Here is an 18,561-nt window from a genome sequence, read left to right on the forward strand (position 1 = left end):
AGAATGGCAACATGAAGGAGGAACTTTCTTGATCAAAAAATATACTTGTCAAAATGGAGTAAGAATTGTACTAGAAAATATCCCGACGGTTCGATCAGTTGCAATTGGTGTATGGATTGGAACAGGCTCACGTAATGAAGAGCCAAAAATTAACGGAGTTTCTCATTTTTTAGAGCACATGTTTTTTAAAGGAACAAAAACAAGATCAGCTCGTGAAATCGCTGAATCATTCGATAGCATTGGTGGCCAAGTAAATGCATTTACTTCTAAAGAATATACTTGTTATTATGCAAAAGTTCTTGATGATCATGCTAACTATGCGCTTGATGTGCTAGCAGACATGTTTTTTAACTCAACATTTGATGAGGAAGAGTTGAAAAAAGAAAAGAATGTTGTTTATGAAGAGATTAAAATGTACGATGATACACCTGATGATATTGTACATGATATTTTAAGTAAAGCTACTTATGGTGATCACCCACTAGGTTATCCTATTCTTGGAACTGAAGAAACTCTTGCATCTTTTAACGGTGATACATTAAGAGAGTATATGAACAATCACTATACTCCTGAAAATGTTGTTGTTTCTGTTGCAGGGAATGTATCTGAAGGCTTTATTAAAGAAGTTGAGAAATTCTTTGGTTCTTATGAAACAAATGCTCAAAAACACGAAATCGGAAAACCAACGTTCTTGGATCAAAAATTAGCCAAGCAAAAGGATACGGAACAAGCACATCTTTGTTTAGGCTATAATGGTCTAGAAGTTGGTCATGATAATATTTACAGCTTAATTGTGTTAAATAATATATTAGGTGGAAGTATGAGCAGTCGCTTGTTCCAGGATGTACGTGAACAAAAAGGACTTGCGTATTCTGTTTTCTCCTACCATTCTTCCTATGAAGATAATGGACTCCTTACAATTTATGGTGGGACAGGAAGGAATCAATTAAATGTATTATTTGAAACAATTCAGGAGACATTATCAACTTTAAAAGCGGATGGAATTACTGCAAAAGAATTAGCAAACAGCAAGGAACAAATGAAAGGAAGTCTAATGCTAAGTCTTGAGAGTACGAATAGTAGAATGAGCAGAAATGGTAAAAACGAGCTCTTACTAGGCTATCACCGTTCATTAGATTCAATCATTGACAAAGTAAATGAGGTTTCTGAAGAAAGTGTAAATACTTTAGCTAACCAATTGTTTACAGATTCTTATTCTGTAGCGTTAATAAGTCCTGATGGAACACTTCCAGAGAGTTTAAAATCTTAATTGATGCGAAAAATGCCTACTATTTTTAATAAATGTAGGCATTTTTTTATAAGGTCCATTGATAAGATATAGTAAGGGGGAATGGACATGAGATTAAGTGAATTAAGTGGAAAAGAAATTGTAGATGTAAAGCGTGCTGAGCGCTTGGGAGTACTTGGCCAAACTGATTTAGAAATTAATGAGCAAACTGGTCAAATTACTACATTAATTATTCCTTCGCTAAAATGGTTTGGCTTAAGAAAGCAAGGACAAGAAATCCGAGTTCCTTGGCAGCATATTAAAAAGATTGGAACAGATATGATTATTCTTGATATCCCAGATGAACAAATTGAAAAAATTGAATCTTAATTGCTAACGATTGGTGTTAAGCCAATCGTTTTTTTGTTTGAGAAACATACTGATTTCGTTTAAGCTTCTTCTATCTCCGTCACATCAAAAGACTCTTCTTTAATTTCTTCTGTTTATTCACCCATACAACTATTTCTACATAGTATGTTGAAGTAAGTTATCCTAGGATTTAAAAAAGAAATTAGAAACACATGTAAAAAGAAGGTGAACTTTCGACATGTTAACTGGATTAAATGTAGCTGTAATCGGTGGCGATGCAAGGCAGCTAGAAGTTATCCGTAAATTAACTGAACTTGACGCAAAGCTTTTGCTCATCGGTTTTGATCAGCTTGATCATGGTTTTACAGGTGCTACAAAAGTCAAGATAGATGAGGTTCAATTTAATGAAATAGATGCCATAATTTTGCCTATCCCCGGTACGAATCATGAGGGGGTCGTAGATACTGTATTTTCAAATGAAGAAGTTATTTTATCAGAAGAATTACTAGAACAAACACCTTCTCATTGTACGATATATTCCGGCATCTCAAATTCATATCTAGATAACCTTGTAAGTACAACAAATAGAAAATTAATTCAATTATTTGAACGAGATGATGTTGCAATATATAACTCAATACCTACAGTAGAAGGAACAATTATGATGGTCATTCAGCATACTGATATCACAATTCATGGCTCAACCATAGCGGTCCTTGGGTTAGGGAGAGTCGGAATGAGTGTAGCAAGAACATTTGCCTCACTAGGTGCAAAAGTAAAAGTAGGTGCCAGAGATACAGCGGATCTAGCAAGAATTACAGAAATGGGGCTTACGCCATTTCATATTGACGATATTCAACGAGAAGTGAAAGACATTGATGTTTGTATCAACACAATTCCATCTTTATTAGTCACAGCAAAGGTAATCTCAAATATGCCGGCACACACATTAATTGTAGACTTAGCATCAAAGCCAGGGGGAACTGATTTCCGGTATGCAGAAAAACGTGGAATTAAAGCATTATTGGCTCCAGGATTGCCTGGAATCGTTGCACCTAAATCAGCCGGGCAAATTGTTGCAAATGTTTTATCACAACTTTTGGGTGAGTTAAAAATAGATGGAAAGGGGTCTTCTTCATGAAATTAGAAGGTAAAAGAATAGGATTTGGAATGACGGGTTCTCACTGCACGTATGAAGAGGTATATCCACAAATTAAGTCATTAATGGATGAAGGAGCTGACATTATACCAGTTGTCTCTCATACTGTGAAAAATACAACTACACGTTTTGGTAAAGCTGGAGAATGGGTAGAGAAAGTTGAAGAATTAACTGGCAATAAAGTAATTGATTCAATTGTGGCGGCAGAGCCACTAGGACCAAAATTGCCACTTGATTGTATGGTTATCGCACCATTAACAGGTAACTCCATGAGTAAATTTGCCAATGCTTTAACAGACTCTCCTGTATTAATGGCAGCTAAGGCTACTCTTCGGACTCATCGTCCTGTAGTACTTGGAATCTCTACAAATGATGCATTAGGATTGAATGGTGTAAACTTAATGCGTCTTATGGCAACAAAAGATATCTACTTTATTCCATTTGGTCAGGATATGCCAGATAAAAAGCCAAATTCAATGGTGGCAAGAATGGAATCATTGCTAGATACAGTATTAGCAGCTTTAGAAGGTAAACAATTTCAACCAGTAGTTGTAGAAAAATTCCGTGATTTAGAGAATTAATTGCACAATTCAATGAAAGAATCATAAATTTTTAATCCATTCGACAATTAATGTGATAGAATAATACGTAAAAGATTTGAAGCTATATATAAAGTATAAAGATATAGCTGGAAGGAGCTAGTGTTAAATGGAAGCAAGAGGTTATCATGTAGCAGTAGTCGGAGCAACAGGAGCAGTAGGGCAACAAATGCTTCATACTTTAGAACAACGTAATTTTCCTATTTCAAAATTAACTTTGCTTTCTTCTGAGCGTTCTGCCGGTAAAAAGGTAATGTTCAAGAATGAAGAATATACTGTTCAAGTTGCAACCCCTGAAAGCTTTGAAGGCGTACAGATTGCGTTATTCAGTGCAGGTGGAAGTGTATCTAAGCAATTTGCTCCAGAAGCTGTAAAACGAGGAGCAATTGTTGTAGACAACACGAGTGCATATAGAATGGATGAAAATGTTCCATTAGTAGTGCCTGAAGTAAACGAAGAAGCTTTAAAAAATCATAACGGGATTATTGCTAATCCAAACTGTTCAACAATTCAAATGGTTGTAGCCCTTGAACCAATCCGTAAGCAGTATGGCTTAAATAAAGTAATTGTGTCAACGTATCAAGCAGTTTCAGGAGCTGGTGCAGCTGCTATTAACGAACTAAAGGAACAGTCAAAAGCTATTTTAAATGGTGAAGAATTTACTCCAGAAATTCTGCCTGTAGGTAGTGATGAAAAGCATTATCAAATTGCTTTTAATGCGATTCCACAAATTGATAAGTTCCAAGAAAATGGATTTACATTTGAAGAAATGAAAATGATAAACGAAACGAAGAAAATTATGACTATGCCCAAGTTGCATGTTGCTGCAACTTGTGTAAGGTTACCTGTAGAAACTGGTCACTCTGAGTCTGTTTATGTTGAAGTTGATTCTCAGGACGTTTCAGCACAACAACTAAAAGAGTTGCTAAAAAATTCAGATGGAATTACTCTTCAAGACGATCCGTCTCAGCAGTTATATCCAATGCCGGCAAATTGTGTTGGGAAGAATGATGTTTTCGTAGGCAGAATCCGTAAAGATTTAGACCGCGATAATGGTTTCCACATGTGGATTGTCTCTGATAACCTATTAAAAGGTGCTGCATGGAATTCTGTACAGATCGCTGAAAGTTTAGTTAAATTACAATTAGTTTAATCTTTATAGGAAGAGAGCATGGTCGTTTGCCAGCTCTCTTCTCTCACGTCTATAGTAGAGGTGTTACAGTTGAAAATTATCGTTCAAAAATTTGGAGGAACATCCGTCAAAGATGATCGTGGTCGTCAAATGGCTCTTGGGCATATTAAAGACGCATTAAATGATGGCTATAAAGTTGTGGCAGTAGTATCTGCCATGGGAAGAAGTGGCGATCCTTATGCTACTGACACACTTTTAGACTTGGTGTATGGAAATATTGGTAACATTTCCAAAAGAGAACAAGATATGTTACTTTCATGTGGTGAAGTTATTTCATCAATTGTCTTTTCGAGCCTCCTAAATCAAAATAAGATTAAAGCTACTTCCCTAACTGGAGCACAGGCTGGATTTATTACAAATGACGATCATACAAATGCGAAAATACTGGAAATGAATTGTGAGCGTTTGTTAGATATCCTAACTAATCAAGATGTAGTCGTTGTGGCAGGATTCCAAGGAGCTTCCATAAAAAGTGGAGATACCACGACTATTGGAAGAGGAGGCAGTGACACTTCGGCAGCAGCTCTTGGTGCAGCATTAGGAGCAGAATATGTGGATATTTTTACAGATGTCGAAGGGGTAATGACAGCAGATCCACGTATTGTCGAGAACGCAAAGCCTTTGACAAAAGTCACGTATACTGAAATTGTAAACCTTGCTTACCAAGGAGCAAAAGTAGTCCATCCTCGTGCAGTGGAAATTGCTATGCAAGCAGAGGTGCCGATTCGAGTTAGATCCACTTATTCAAAATCAACAGGAACATTAGTTACGACAAATCATTCCGCTAAAAAAGGCAGTGATGTTCATGAAAGCCTTATTACCGGAATTGCTCATGTTTCTAATGTAACTCAGATAAAAGTAGCAGCAAAAGAAGGACATTATGATGTGCAGACAGAAGTATTTAAGGCAATGGCAAAAGAAGGAATCAGTGTTGACTTCTTCAACATCACACCTAAATCAGTGATCTATACTGTTACAGATGAAGTAACGAATCAGGCCATTGATATTCTTGAGGGGTTAGGTTATGAACCTATCGTTAACCGCCATTGTGCAAAAGTATCTGCAGTTGGAGCTGGTATAATGGGGGTTCCAGGTGTAACTTCAAAAATCGTAACAGCTTTATCAGAACAAGGGATACAAATACTACAATCTGCAGATAGCCATACAACAATATGGGTTCTTGTAAAAGAACATGATATGATAAAAGCGGTCAATGCTTTACATGAAGCTTTTGATCTATCAGAATAAAAAGAGAGAAAAAATGCTTGGAATTTCCTTGATTCATAAGGAAATATGGCGCTGAAGCATTTTACGTCAGAATGCAACATAAGGAGTGAAGGTAAGAATGGGTCTTTTTGGTAAAGTATCAACAGCAATGGTAACACCATTTGATAAAAATGGAAATATTGATTTTCAAAAAACATCAACATTGATTGATTACCTTATAAATCATGGTTCTGATTCATTAGTTATTGCGGGTACAACAGGGGAATCTCCAACTTTAAGTACTGAGGAAAAAGTTGCATTAATTAAACACTCTGTTAAAGAAGTTAATGGCAGAGTTCCTGTTATCGCTGGAACAGGCAGCAATAATACAGCAGCCTCCATTAAATTAACTAAGCAAGCTGAAGAAGCTGGTGTAGATGCTATAATGCTTGTTGTTCCTTATTATAACAAGCCAAGTCAGGAAGGTTTATATCAGCACTTTAAAACCATAGCAGAATCTACAAAGCTGCCAGTAATGTTATATAATATTCCTGGTAGAAGTGTGATCAGCATGACTGTAGATACAATTGTAAGGTTATCGGAAATTCCAAACATTGTAGCTATAAAAGAAGCAAGCGGTAATTTAGATGCTATGGCCGATATCATTTCAAAAACCGACGCTGATTTCGCACTATATACTGGTGATGACGGTTTAACTCTACCAGCTCTTTCAATAGGTGGGAATGGTGTAGTATCTGTTGCCTCACATATTATTGGTAACGAAATGCAGGCAATGATCTCATCTTTTGAAAATGGTGATCATGCTGCAGCAGCAGAGCAGCATCGTACTTTACTACCAATTATGAAACAACTTTTTGCTGCTCCAAATCCTAGTCCTGTAAAAACAGCACTACAAGTTAAAGGCTTGGATGTTGGATCAGTGCGCTTACCTTTATTACCGTTAACAAGTTCAGAACGAAACGAATTAATGGATGTTATTGATAAAAACCTAAGATAAATATATAAGAAGGGATGCTTGAAGTAAGTATAAAAACTTACACAGGTGTCTCTTCTTTTTATTGTCTTTATTAACTGATTAATCCCAAAAATTAAATCATTTTATGCATCTTGGGAAAACACTCATATATTATACGGCGAAAATTTCCTTGTATTCCATTTCTTTCATCAGTTATAATATTTCTAAGTGACGTTGAACGGGTACTTCAGTGGGGAGGATTTTCATGGAAAAAACAGAAAATATAAAATTAATTGCTCTAGGTGGAGTAGGAGAAGTCGGGAAAAATATGTTTGTTGTTGAAATTAATTCTGACATATTTGTTATTGATGCCGGCTTAATGTATCCAGAAGGTAGTATGTTAGGAATCGATATGGTCATACCGGATATTACTTACCTTAAGGAAAATGAGGAAAGAATAAAGGGGATCTTTTTAACACACGGTCATGATGAAAGTATCGGTGGCATCTTTTATTTACTCAACAATTTAAGTGTTCCAATATATGGGACAAAGCTTACTTTGGCTATGGTTGGAGAAAAGTTAAAAGAAAATCGTATGAGACAATCTGTGTTTGTCAAAGAAATTGATAATGAAACGATTTTGTCATTTCCAAGTACAGAAATATCTTTTTTTAGAACAAATCACAGTATCCCCGATTCAGTAGGAATTAGTTTTGAGACTTCTTTGGGAGCGATTATTCATACTGGAGATTTTAAGATTGACCAAACACCAGTAGCTGATAGTCATATGGATATCGGCAAAATTGCTAAGTTAGGTGAAAACGGTGTCTTATGCTTACTATCTGATAGTATAAATGCGGAAAGACCAGGTTATTCTGGTTCAGAAGCCATAGTAGGTGGAGAAATTTCAGATGTTATGTACAATGCAGATGGACGAGTAATAGTTGCTGTTTTCGCTTCAAACTTATATCGAATCCAACAAGTCATTAATGCAGCAGTGAAAAACAATCGTAAATTAGCTGTTGTTGGAAAAAATATGAAAAACATACTAAATTTAGCGATAAATCTCGGCTACATCTCTGTTGAAGAGGAAGAACTCTTCATTTCAGTAAATGAAATTGATAAACATGAATCAAATGAAGTGGCCATATTAACAACAAGTAATCATGGTGAGCCACTTGCTGTTTTATCTAGAATGGCTAAGCAGTCACATAAATTGGTGAATGTAACAGATGGAGATACCGTCCTAATTGCTGCAACACCAATACCGGGTCATGAACTGGTATTTTCTAAAACAATTGATCTATTAAGTAGAGCGGGAGCCAATGTGATTTTTGGACAAAAACAAATACATGTTTCGGGACATGGGTATCAGGAAGAATTAAAAATGATGCTTAATTTAACGAAGCCAAAATATTTCATACCAATTCATGGCGAATTTAAAATGCAAAAGGCTCATGAAAAACTGGCAAAACAGGTTGGTATTGAACCTCAAAATATCTTCTTAGTTGATAAAGGAGATGTAGTAGAGTTCAAAGGACAAAATGTTTATACCGGTGCAAAAGTACCTTCGGGGAACGTTCTGATTGATGGTTTAGGGATTGGCGATGTTGGTAATATCGTTCTTCGAGACCGCCGATTATTATCACAAGATGGCATTTTAATTGTAGTCGTCACACTTAATAAGCAGAAAAAGCAGATAACCTCAGGTCCTGAGATTATCACAAGAGGATTCGTATATGTAAGAGAATCTGAGGAACTAATCGGAGAAGCAACTAAAGTAGTTTCAAACATCGTAGAACGTAGTATGCAAGAACACTCTATTGAATGGTCTTCAATTAAACTGAGCATCCGTGAATCATTAAATCAATTTTTATATGAAAAAACTAAAAGAAGACCGATGATTCTTCCAATTATCATGGAAATTTAATCTAGTGTTAGTTAAAAAGCATTGAGTAGTTTCAATGCTTTTTGTTTTGGTTCTTTTCTATTCATTTGTATGAAAATAGTGAGGTTGTCAATACTACAGAAAGAATGAAATTGGAAAGGATGGCTAGCATGACAAATCATGATCATTACATAAAAAATGAGGCTACTGAAAAACCAGAAGGAAAAGAGACCTCTATTGTAGAAAAAATTCAACAATTAGGACAAACGAATGTTCCTCAAATGGGAAACGATTCAAAAATACACTGTTTAACAATTGTGGGACAAATTGAAGGACATATTCAACTACCACCACAAAACAAAACAACGAAGTATGAACATGTTATTCCTCAAATTGTTGCAATTGAACAAAATCCAAATATTGAAGGTTTATTAGTTATTCTTAATACCGTTGGTGGAGATGTTGAAGCCGGACTTGCGATAGCTGAAATGCTATCATCCTTATCTAAACCTACAGTATCAATTGTTTTAGGTGGTGGTCATTCAATTGGGGTTCCAATTGCAGTATCTTGTGATTATTCTTTCATCGCTGAGTCTGCAACAATGACCATTCACCCAGTAAGGTTAACTGGTCTTGTTATTGGGGTTCCGCAAACTTTCGAATATTTAGACAAGATGCAAGAGCGTGTTATTAATTTTGTGACAAAGAATTCAAATATTAGTGAAGAAAAATTTAAAGAGCTTATGCTTTCGAAAGGAAACCTAACTCGTGATATCGGAACGAATGTCGTTGGTGCGGATGCTGTGGAATATGGTTTGATAAACGAAGTAGGTGGGGTTGGACAAGCAATTAAAAAGCTCAATAGTTTACTCGATAAAACTGACGATGATCAGGTGCTTCAATAATGATATATTACACAATGATGCCAGAGGAACTTATGTTTCCTCATACAGAAGAAGAATATAAAAAGCAATCAGTCATTGAAATGAATGGGATACAATTGCTTGTTCAACAATCTGAGAATGCCCAATACGAGATTATACGAGTATTAAGTAGCGATCCACAGCATTTTTTAAATTCAGAGTTATGTCCAGGTCAAAAAATTACTATGTCTCTTTCTACCATCTAGTTCTATTATGTTATAATAAAATAGATCTTCTTTGATAAGGCAGCCATTTCGGCTGCTTTCTTCATTGTAATTTAAATAACAAATAACTGTGTATTATGCCTTTGGCTGCATTCATTTTACTCATATCATTACATACTCGAAAGAAACAAAGGTGATAAAAGATGGCAAAACGAAAAAGAAGACAAAAACAGTCAAAGGATGATTGGAAGAAGACCCTAAAATTTGAGTTGGCAGGCTTAATCATTTTAGCAATTGCTCTTATTACAATTTCAAAGCTTGGATTTGTGGGAACAACATTCGTTCATTTATTTCGCTTTTTTAGTGGCGAATGGTACATGCTCTTCCTTATTGGAATTGTCCTGTTTTCACTGTTCCTTATATGGAAGCGGCAGATACCAACTTTATTTAGCAGACAAATGATAGGAATATATTGTGTAACAGCATCATTGTTATTATTAAGTCATGTAACATTATTTAAGATGCTTTCACATAATGGTACCTTCGCTTCACCAAGTGTGATTTCAAATACTCTTGAGCTATTTTGGATGGAAGTAAAAGGTGAAGCAAGTACTGTTGATTTAGGCGGGGGAATAATTGGAGCAGTATTGTTTGCTGCCTCTTATTATTTATTTGCAGAGGCTGGATCAAAAATTATTGCAATTGTCTTAATTGTAATTGGAGTTCTTTTGATTACTGGAAAATCCCTTCAAGCTACACTAGCGAAGATTCTTCTTCCTATTGGTGGATTTATCAAGAACCAAACTATTGGCTTTTTAGAAGATATGAAAAATCTACCCAAGGCCCTAAAAAAGCAAAAGAAGCAAAAGCCTAAAAAGAAGAAGAAAGAGAAAAAAGATTCTGATGATGAAATAATCGATGAAGATTTTGAGGATGAAGAAGATGTACTTCAACCTATCATATCAAGCTTTTCTGACACAGAGAATGGTCAGCAAGAAATGATTATACATACGATGGAAGAACAAGAACAACCTTCTTTCGAGCCTAAAGAAAGAAAAGCAGATCAAGAAAAGCAACAACCATCATCTGATGAATCTAGTGAGGTAAATGAGGCACTTCAAACGATATCATTTGTTGAAGTAGAAAATAAAGATTATAAGCTACCACCACTTGATTTGTTAAAAGCTCCAAAACAAAATTCACAGCAGGCAGATAAGAAAAATATTTATGAAAATGCAAGAAAACTTGAAAAAACGTTTCAAAGCTTTGGTGTAAAAGCTAAAGTGACACAAGTTCATTTAGGACCTGCGGTTACCAAATACGAGGTTTATCCTGATGTCGGAGTAAAGGTTAGCAAAATTGTTAACTTAAGTGATGATCTTGCGTTAGCATTAGCAGCAAAAGATATTCGAATAGAAGCTCCAATCCCGGGTAAATCAGCAGTTGGTATAGAAGTACCTAATTCGGAAATCGCAATGGTTTCATTAAGAGAAGTGTTAGAATCAAAAGCAAATGATCGACCAGATGCTAGACTATTAATAGGCCTAGGAAGAGATATCTCAGGTGATGCGGTTTTAGCGGAACTAAACAAAATGCCCCATCTTTTAGTTGCAGGTGCTACAGGAAGCGGAAAGAGTGTTTGCATTAATGGGATCATTACTAGTATTTTAATGAGAGCAAAACCACATGAAGTAAAATTGATGATGATTGATCCAAAAATGGTTGAATTAAATGTGTATAACGGAGTACCACACTTGCTTGCACCAGTTGTAACAGATCCCAAGAAAGCATCACAGGCATTGAAAAAAGTTGTTAATGAAATGGAAAGAAGGTACGAACTTTTTTCTCATACAGGTACAAGAAACATAGAAGGTTATAATGAAGTGATCAAAAGAAATAACCGTGAGGAGGAAGCAAAGCAACCGGAACTCCCATATATTGTTGTCATTGTTGATGAGCTTGCAGACTTAATGATGGTAGCATCTTCTGATGTAGAAGATTCTATAACGAGACTTTCGCAAATGGCACGTGCAGCTGGAATCCATTTAATTATAGCGACACAGCGTCCATCAGTTGATGTTATTACAGGTGTTATTAAGGCAAATATCCCTTCTCGTATTGCCTTTAGTGTCTCCTCCATGACAGATTCAAGAACCATATTAGATATGGGAGGAGCTGAAAAGCTACTTGGAAGAGGGGACATGCTCTTCCTACCTGTTGGAGCCTCTAAACCAGTTCGGGTACAAGGTGCATTTTTATCCGATGAAGAGGTAGAACAAACAGTTAACTTTGTTATTGCCCAACAAAAAGCTCAATATCAAGAAGAAATGATTCCAACTGAGGTTGTGGAAACAACTAGTGAAGTTGATGATGAATTGTTTGATGAAGCTGTCCAACTTGTTGTTGATATGCAAACAGCCTCTGTATCTATGCTTCAAAGGCGATTTCGTGTTGGATATACAAGGGCTGCAAGATTAATAGATGCGATGGAAGAACGAGGAATAGTCGGACCATATGAAGGAAGCAAACCACGAGAAGTCCTTATTTCAAAAGAAAAACATGAAGACATTACTTCTTAATATCATGACTAAACAGAGACACCCTTTAACTAAGTTGTTTTCTGTTTAGTTTTTTTATTTTGGTTTGGCTATTTACCTATTAAAATCATCGACAAAATGTGACAAAAAGAGTAAGATATAAATGCATTGTATGAAGAGTCATATTATGGGTATAAGTTCACCCTTAGAAACAAACGATAGGAAAGAATTCCTTTCCTTATTCGACAATTTTTACTAGTTTCTATTTATTTATAGCATAAAACATGATATAGTAATTTCGGTTAGACTAAGGTGTATAACATCTGATGTCTGATCTCTTGTATATAGTGGGGATAACTGGGGGCGCGTTTCAATGACCATAAAATCTGATAATCGGCATTTGTATTTACAAGTGATTGATAAGATCAAAGAAGATATTGAAAATGGTACATATCGAGAAAGAGAAAAATTACCTTCTGAATTTGAATTATCGAAAAGCCTTGGTGTAAGTAGAGCGACTTTAAGAGAGGCATTACGAACACTTGAAGAAGAAAACGTTATCATTAGAAGACATGGTGTAGGTACTTTTGTGAATTCTAAACCTAGATTTACCTCAGGTATTGAGCAATTAAATAGTGTCACAGCTACGATTGAACAAGCTGGTTTAAAGCCTGGTACTATTTTTTTGTCATCTTCAATTACTGGAGCAACAGAAGATGATGTTAAAAGGTTTAAATGTGAAAAAACAGAAGAAATATTTTTGCTTGAACGAGTAAGAACCGCAAACGGAGAGCCTGTTGTATATTGTTTAGATAAAATCCCAACTAAAGTACTGCCTGACACATTTGATCATGAACAAGAATCTTTACTTAAATTACTTGAAGATAAAGCAAATATTTACATAAGCTACGCAGTTACACATATTGAACCAATTGGTTATCATGAAAAGATTTCTCCAATATTAGAATGTGATCCCGAAACATCATTATTGCTTTTAAAACAAATGCATTTTAATGATCAAGATCAACCAGTACTATACTCATTAAACTATTTTAGAGCGGACCATTTTAGTTTTCATGTAGTAAGGAAACGTTTATAGGTAAAGAATAGGTAGTGATACATACTTTTTCAATAATAAAGTATGTAAGGAAATCTCCGCTATATCGTGCTTAACTCCTAAAGGTTGTTTAAAATGTATGAGAGTACATAGCTCTTTACTTTAAGGAGGTGGTTGGCCAAGGTAGGCTATACGTTTGGGTTTTATGTTATTTTAAAATACTTTTTAGGGGGCTTTAATGATGAAGAAAAGAAATGGATTAGCATTATCACTTTTTCTTGCTGCAGGAACATTGTTAGCAGGATGTGGTGGTGCTGACAAAAATGAAGGCGCTGGCGGTGAAGGCGGCGGAGAAGCAAAAGAAGATAATTTTTCTGTTGCGATGGTAACTGATATTGGTGGTGTGGATGATAAATCATTTAACCAATCTGCTTGGGAGGGTCTTCAAGCATATGGTGAAGAAAATGGTTTAGAAAAAGGAACTGACGGCTTTGATTACCTTCAATCAAAAAGTGATGCAGATTATGCAACAAACTTAAATACGTTAGCTCGTAAAAACTTTGATTTAATTTATGGTATTGGTTATTTATTACAACCTGCTGTAGATGAAATTGCACAACAACAAAAAGATACACACTTTGCAATTGTTGATAGTGTTGTAGAACAACCAAATGTTGCAAGCATTACATTCAAAGAACATCAAGGATCATTCCTAGTAGGTGTTGTTGCTGGATTAACAACGAAAACAAACAAAATTGGTTTCGTTGGCGGTGTTGAGGGTGACCTTATCAAGAAGTTTGAGGTTGGATTTATTGAAGGTGTTAAAGCTGTAAATCCTGATGCAACTGTTGAAGTTCAATACGCAGGTTCTTTTGGGGATGCTGCAAAAGGTAAGCAAATTGCTTCAAGTATGTATGGGTTAGGTGCTGATATTATTTACCATGCTGCTGGTGGTACTGGTAATGGTGTATTTTCTGAAGCGATTGACTTAAAAGTAGAAGATCCAGACCGTGAACTATGGGTTATTGGGGTAGATAAAGATCAACATGAAGAAGGTAACGGTACAACAAAAGATGGTGAAGAATTCAATATTACTCTTACATCTATGGTTAAACGTGTAGACGTTGCTGTTAAGGACCTTGCTGAAAAAGCAAAAGCTGGTGAGTTCCCTGGTGGTCAAGTAATTGAGTATGGTATTGAAGAGGAAGCAATTGGTATTGCTCCGAGTGACGAGCATTTATCTGAAGAGGTAAAGGCAAAAGTAGAAGAGTATGAACAAAAAATTGTTAATGGTGAAATTGAAGTACCAACAAAATAATGAATAGGGGTAGGGCTGACTTAGATAATCCTTTAGATTCCTCCAACAATAATTATTATTTGGGGTTTCTATACAGATATAAGTCAGCCCTTATTCCTGAAAATCATTAAATGCAAATATTCTAACAATTCATTCAATTCCCTTTTTGTAAGAACATCGATGACTTTCCTATACATAAAAATAATGATAAAGGGTTAAAGTTAATGAATTATATTATGTCATCAAGATAATGAAAGGTTTAGTAGATTTGCATTTGGTGATTTTCATACCAGCTAGTTTTTAGCAAAATGAAACGTGAGAACCATAAGTTGTTCAGGAAAAAGGAGTGAGCAAGTTGGAATATGTAATTGAAATGCTAAATATTCGTAAGGAATTTCCTGGCATAGTAGCAAATAATAATATTACGTTACAAGTGAAAAAAGGCGAAATTCATGCCTTATTAGGCGAAAATGGTGCAGGAAAATCAACTTTAATGAATGTTCTTTTTGGCTTATATCAACCTGAAAAAGGGGAGATAAAAGTAAAAGGGAAAAAAGTAGATATTACCAATCCTAATATAGCGAATGATTTAGGGATCGGCATGGTCCACCAGCATTTTATGTTGGTCAACACTTTTTCTATTACAGAAAACATTATATTAGGAAATGAACCTAAAAAAGGAACGACAATCAATATAAAAGATGCCGAGAAGCAGGTTAAAGAGATATCTGAAAAATATGGTTTAGCAGTAGATCCGTCGGCAAAAATATCTGATATATCCGTAGGGATGCAGCAACGTGTAGAAATTCTAAAAACTCTATATCGTGGCGCTGAAATCTTAATTTTTGATGAGCCGACAGCAGTACTTACTCCACAAGAAATTAAAGAATTAATTCAAATCTTAAAGACGTTGATAAAAGAAGGAAAATCAATCATCTTAATTACACATAAGTTAAAAGAGATTATGGAAGTCTGTGATCGGGTTACGGTTATACGTAAAGGTGAAGGAATTGGCACAGTTAATGTTGCTGATACAAATCCAAATGAGTTAGCTTCCCTAATGGTAGGGCGTGAGGTGTCCTTTAAGACTGAAAAAACTCCTGCTAAACCGAAGGAAGATGTATTAACTATTAATGATCTTATCGTAAAGGATAATAGACAAGTTGCAATGGTTAATTCATTATACTTATCTGTACGAGCTGGTGAAATTGTCGGTGTTGCAGGTGTAGACGGTAATGGTCAAACTGAATTAATTGAAGCTATAACAGGATTAAGAAAAGTCAGCTCTGGTTCTATTAAAATTAACAACAAAGATATTACAAATTATCATCCTAGAAAAATAACTGAATCAGGGGTTGGACATATCCCACAAGACAGACATAAACATGGACTCGTGCTAGACTTTCCAATTGGTGAGAACATGGTTTTACAATCATATTATAAGCAACCATTTTCAAAAAGTGGTGTACTGAACTTTAAGTCCATTTATGATAAAGCAAAGGAACTTATTAAGGAATTTGATGTTAGAACACCAAGTTCTTCAACTCTTGCTAGAGCTCTTTCGGGCGGAAATCAACAAAAAGCGATAATAGGGAGAGAGGTTGATCGTAATCCCGATTTATTGATTGCAGCTCAACCTACGCGAGGTCTTGATGTTGGTGCGATTGAGTTCATTCATAGCCGACTAATTGAGCAGCGTGATAAAGGGAAAGCAGTACTACTAATTTCTTTTGAACTGGATGAAATTATAAATGTTAGTGATCGAATTGCTGTTATTTATGAAGGGCAAATCGTTGATATCGTGGATCCTAAAGAAACAACTGAGCAAGAACTCGGACTCCTTATGGCGGGAAGTAAGCGTCAGAAAGAAGGTAACCAGTCATGAATTTAAATCGTTATATGAACTTATTAATTCCTGTAATTGCGGTCATCTTAGGATTAATCTCAGGTGCAATTATCATGCTTGTTAGTGGATACAATCCAATTGCTGGCTATAGTGCATTATGGTATGGGATTTTTGGTGACACTTATTATATGGGTGAAACAGTTAGACAATTAACACCGTATATTCTTACTGGTTTAGCTGTTGCCTTTGCTTATAGAACAGGACTATTTAACATTGGTGTTGAAGGTCAAGTAATTGTTGGCTGGTTAGCAGCAGTTTGGGTTGGTGTTGCGTTTGAGTTACCGGCAATTATACATCTCCCATTAGCTATTATCGCTGCTGGATTAGCGGGGGCATTATGGGCCTTTGTTCCTGGGTTTTTAAAGGCTAAATTTAAAGTCCATGAAGTAATCGTTTCAATTATGATGAACTATGTTGCACTTCACGTGACGAATTATCTCATAAGAGAGGTTATTACTGATAACAGTGATTCCACTGATAAAATATTCCCGTCTGCATCACTACGTTCTGAGTTTTTTGAAAGTATAACAGATTACTCACGTATGCATTATGGAATTTTTATTGCTTTAATCGGTGCTTTTATTATGTGGTTTTTACTTGAGAAAACAACCAAAGGTTTTGAACTACGAGCTGTAGGATTCAATCATGATGCAGCACATTATTCTGGTATGAATGTTAGTCGTAACATCGTTCTATCTATGGTCATATCAGGTGTTTTCGCGGGCGTTGCCGGTGCTATGGAAGGTCTTGGAACGTTTGAATATGTGTCAGTTAAAAATGGATTTACCGGAATAGGATTTGATGGTATTGCTGTTGCACTTATTGGTGGGAACGCAGCGATTGGTATTATACTATCAGGAGCTTTGTTTGGAGGGTTAAAGGTTGGGGCGTTAAATATGCCTTCTGAAGCTGGTGTTCCAAATGAGCTTGTTGAAATCATTATTGCGCTTATTATCTTCTTCGTTGCTTCTAGCTATTTTATCCGTTGGATATTATTTCGTTTTAAAAAGGAGGGGAAATAAGTGAGCATACTACAAGCTTTAGAAATCATTATCCCAACAGCTTTATTCGTTGCGGCTCCACTTATTTTCACTGCACTTGGAGGAGTTTTTAGTGAACGTTCAGGTGTTGTTAATATCGGTCTAGAAGGTTTAATGGTTATTGGTGCTTTTGTAGGAATTGTATTTAACTTACAGTTCGCTGAAGTATTTGGAAATGCTACTCCGTGGCTATCCATCGTTGCCGCTATGGTTGCTGCATCTATCTTTTCATTACTACATGCTGTAGCTTCTATTACATTTAAAGCAGATCAAGTTGTAAGTGGTGTTGCAATTAACTTCTTGGCGGTTGGTTTAACATTATTCCTTGTTAAAAATATTTATGAAAAAGGGCAAACTGATCGAATCAATATTAGTTTTAACAAAATGGATGTTCCGTTACTAAGTGATATCCCGATTATTGGAAAAATATTTTTCTCAGGTGGATATGTAACTTCTTATTTAGCCATTTTCACTGCAATTATTGTTTGGTATGTAATCTTTAAAACACCATTTGGACTTCGTTTACGTTCGGTAGGAGAACATCCAATGGCTGCAGATACTATGGGTATTAATGTAACTAGAATGAGGTATATAGGTGTTCTATTAAGTGGTGCATTTGCCGGTGTAGGTGGTGCTGTTTATGCTACCATTATTTCTAGAGACTTTAGTCATGCGACGATAAGTGGTCAAGGATTTATGGCACTTGCAGCAGTAATATTTGGAAAATGGCATCCACTTGGAGCAATGGGAGCAGCTTTATTCTTTGGGCTGGCTCAAGGCTTGAGTATTATAGGTGGAACAATCCCATTTTTACAAGATATACCAGCTGTTTATTTACTTATCCTTCCTTATGTTTTAACAATTCTGGCATTAACAGGATTCATCGGTCGTGCTGATTCACCTAAAGCATTAGGAACACCATATGAAAAGGGAAAACGATAATAAAAAAGCTTCTCCAAACTGGAGAAGCTTTTTGTCTTTGAGTTGGCTTTTTTATTAGAAAAGACACCCGGGATAGAC

16 protein-coding genes are annotated in these 18,561 nt (G+C 35.7%); all 16 read left to right on the top strand.

Annotated elements, in window-relative coordinates; all coding sequences use genetic code 11:
• Positions 1-28 precede the first annotated feature (28 nt).
• The 16 genes from D9842_RS04390 to D9842_RS04465 all read left to right on the top strand — a co-directional run bounded on the left by D9842_RS04390 (position 29) and on the right by D9842_RS04465 (position 18,483).
• Positions 29-1,270, top strand: a complete 1,242-nt coding sequence (locus tag D9842_RS04390; RefSeq protein WP_121661446.1) for a M16 family metallopeptidase — start codon at positions 29-31, stop codon at positions 1,268-1,270.
• A gap of 87 nt (positions 1,271-1,357) precedes the next feature.
• The gene (locus tag D9842_RS04395; protein ID WP_066337647.1) at positions 1,358-1,618 is read left to right on the top strand and encodes a YlmC/YmxH family sporulation protein; all 261 of its coding nucleotides are present in this window, start codon (positions 1,358-1,360) and stop codon (positions 1,616-1,618) included.
• A 217-nt stretch (positions 1,619-1,835) separates the two neighbouring features.
• Positions 1,836-2,738, top strand: a complete 903-nt coding sequence (gene dpaA / locus D9842_RS04400) for a dipicolinic acid synthetase subunit A (protein WP_121661447.1) — start codon at positions 1,836-1,838, stop codon at positions 2,736-2,738.
• Positions 2,735-3,337 carry a dipicolinate synthase subunit B gene (locus D9842_RS04405; protein ID WP_121661448.1) on the top strand — a complete coding sequence of 201 codons (603 nt, stop codon included), beginning with the start codon at positions 2,735-2,737 and terminating at the stop codon, positions 3,335-3,337. Before dpaA ends, D9842_RS04405 begins: the two co-directional genes overlap by 4 nt.
• Before the next feature lie 127 nt (positions 3,338-3,464).
• Positions 3,465-4,508: an aspartate-semialdehyde dehydrogenase gene (gene asd / locus D9842_RS04410; protein WP_121661449.1), complete on the top strand. Its 1,044-nt coding sequence runs from the start codon at positions 3,465-3,467 to the stop codon at positions 4,506-4,508.
• 69 nt (positions 4,509-4,577) lie between these two features.
• Positions 4,578-5,795, top strand: coding sequence for an aspartate kinase (gene dapG / locus D9842_RS04415; protein WP_121661450.1), 1,218 nt, complete (start codon positions 4,578-4,580; stop codon positions 5,793-5,795).
• Positions 5,796-5,892: 97 nt separating this feature from the next.
• Positions 5,893-6,771 carry a 4-hydroxy-tetrahydrodipicolinate synthase gene (dapA, locus tag D9842_RS04420; protein WP_121661451.1) on the top strand — a complete coding sequence of 293 codons (879 nt, stop codon included), beginning with the start codon at positions 5,893-5,895 and terminating at the stop codon, positions 6,769-6,771.
• Between the two features lie 217 nt (positions 6,772-6,988).
• Positions 6,989-8,659, top strand: a complete 1,671-nt coding sequence (locus tag D9842_RS04425) for a ribonuclease J (RefSeq protein WP_373995114.1) — start codon at positions 6,989-6,991, stop codon at positions 8,657-8,659.
• 128 nt (positions 8,660-8,787) lie between these two features.
• Positions 8,788-9,522, top strand: a complete 735-nt coding sequence (locus D9842_RS04430; protein ID WP_121661453.1) for a ClpP family protease — start codon at positions 8,788-8,790, stop codon at positions 9,520-9,522.
• Entirely contained in the window at positions 9,522-9,746 is a 225-nt protein-coding gene (locus tag D9842_RS04435; protein WP_121661454.1) for a YlzJ-like family protein, read from the top strand. Before D9842_RS04430 ends, D9842_RS04435 begins: the two co-directional genes overlap by 1 nt.
• A 161-nt stretch (positions 9,747-9,907) precedes the next feature.
• A complete protein-coding gene (locus tag D9842_RS04440; protein ID WP_121661455.1) occupies positions 9,908-12,283 on the top strand; it encodes an FtsK/SpoIIIE family DNA translocase in 2,376 nt (791 codons plus the stop codon).
• Between the two features lie 331 nt (positions 12,284-12,614).
• The gene (locus D9842_RS04445; protein WP_121661456.1) at positions 12,615-13,340 is read left to right on the top strand and encodes a GntR family transcriptional regulator; all 726 of its coding nucleotides are present in this window, start codon (positions 12,615-12,617) and stop codon (positions 13,338-13,340) included.
• Positions 13,341-13,539: 199 nt separating this feature from the next.
• Positions 13,540-14,616, top strand: a complete 1,077-nt coding sequence (locus D9842_RS04450) for a BMP family lipoprotein (protein WP_121661457.1) — start codon at positions 13,540-13,542, stop codon at positions 14,614-14,616.
• A 334-nt stretch (positions 14,617-14,950) separates the two neighbouring features.
• Positions 14,951-16,480 (top strand): ABC transporter ATP-binding protein, encoded by a 1,530-nt coding sequence (locus D9842_RS04455; protein ID WP_121661458.1) that lies wholly within the window; start codon positions 14,951-14,953, stop codon positions 16,478-16,480.
• Entirely contained in the window at positions 16,477-17,523 is a 1,047-nt protein-coding gene (locus tag D9842_RS04460) for an ABC transporter permease (protein WP_121661459.1), read from the top strand. The genes D9842_RS04455 and D9842_RS04460 overlap by 4 nt, the downstream gene beginning before the upstream one ends.
• 6 nt (positions 17,524-17,529) lie before the next feature.
• A complete protein-coding gene (locus tag D9842_RS04465; RefSeq protein WP_373995115.1) occupies positions 17,530-18,483 on the top strand; it encodes an ABC transporter permease in 954 nt (317 codons plus the stop codon).
• Positions 18,484-18,561: the final 78 nt, after the last annotated feature.

It is taken from the genome of Metabacillus litoralis (genome assembly GCF_003667825.1).
GTDB classification, from domain to species: domain Bacteria; phylum Bacillota; class Bacilli; order Bacillales; family Bacillaceae; genus Metabacillus; species Metabacillus litoralis_B.

Excerpts from the sequence above, each read along its gene's own strand:
- D9842_RS04395 (WP_066337647.1), top strand. The coding sequence starts at position 1,358 with ATGAGATTAAGTGAATTAAGTGGAAAAGAAATTGTAGATGTAAAGCGT.
- dpaA (WP_121661447.1), top strand. The coding sequence starts at position 1,836 with ATGTTAACTGGATTAAATGTAGCTGTAATCGGTGGCGATGCAAGGCAG.
- D9842_RS04405 (WP_121661448.1), top strand. The coding sequence starts at position 2,735 with ATGAAATTAGAAGGTAAAAGAATAGGATTTGGAATGACGGGTTCTCAC.
- asd (WP_121661449.1), top strand. The coding sequence starts at position 3,465 with ATGGAAGCAAGAGGTTATCATGTAGCAGTAGTCGGAGCAACAGGAGCA.
- dapA (WP_121661451.1), top strand. The coding sequence starts at position 5,893 with ATGGGTCTTTTTGGTAAAGTATCAACAGCAATGGTAACACCATTTGAT.
- D9842_RS04430 (WP_121661453.1), top strand. The coding sequence starts at position 8,788 with ATGACAAATCATGATCATTACATAAAAAATGAGGCTACTGAAAAACCA.
- D9842_RS04435 (WP_121661454.1), top strand. The coding sequence starts at position 9,522 with ATGATATATTACACAATGATGCCAGAGGAACTTATGTTTCCTCATACA.
- D9842_RS04440 (WP_121661455.1), top strand. The coding sequence starts at position 9,908 with ATGGCAAAACGAAAAAGAAGACAAAAACAGTCAAAGGATGATTGGAAG.
- D9842_RS04445 (WP_121661456.1), top strand. The coding sequence starts at position 12,615 with ATGACCATAAAATCTGATAATCGGCATTTGTATTTACAAGTGATTGAT.
- D9842_RS04450 (WP_121661457.1), top strand. The coding sequence starts at position 13,540 with ATGAAGAAAAGAAATGGATTAGCATTATCACTTTTTCTTGCTGCAGGA.
- D9842_RS04460 (WP_121661459.1), top strand. The coding sequence starts at position 16,477 with ATGAATTTAAATCGTTATATGAACTTATTAATTCCTGTAATTGCGGTC.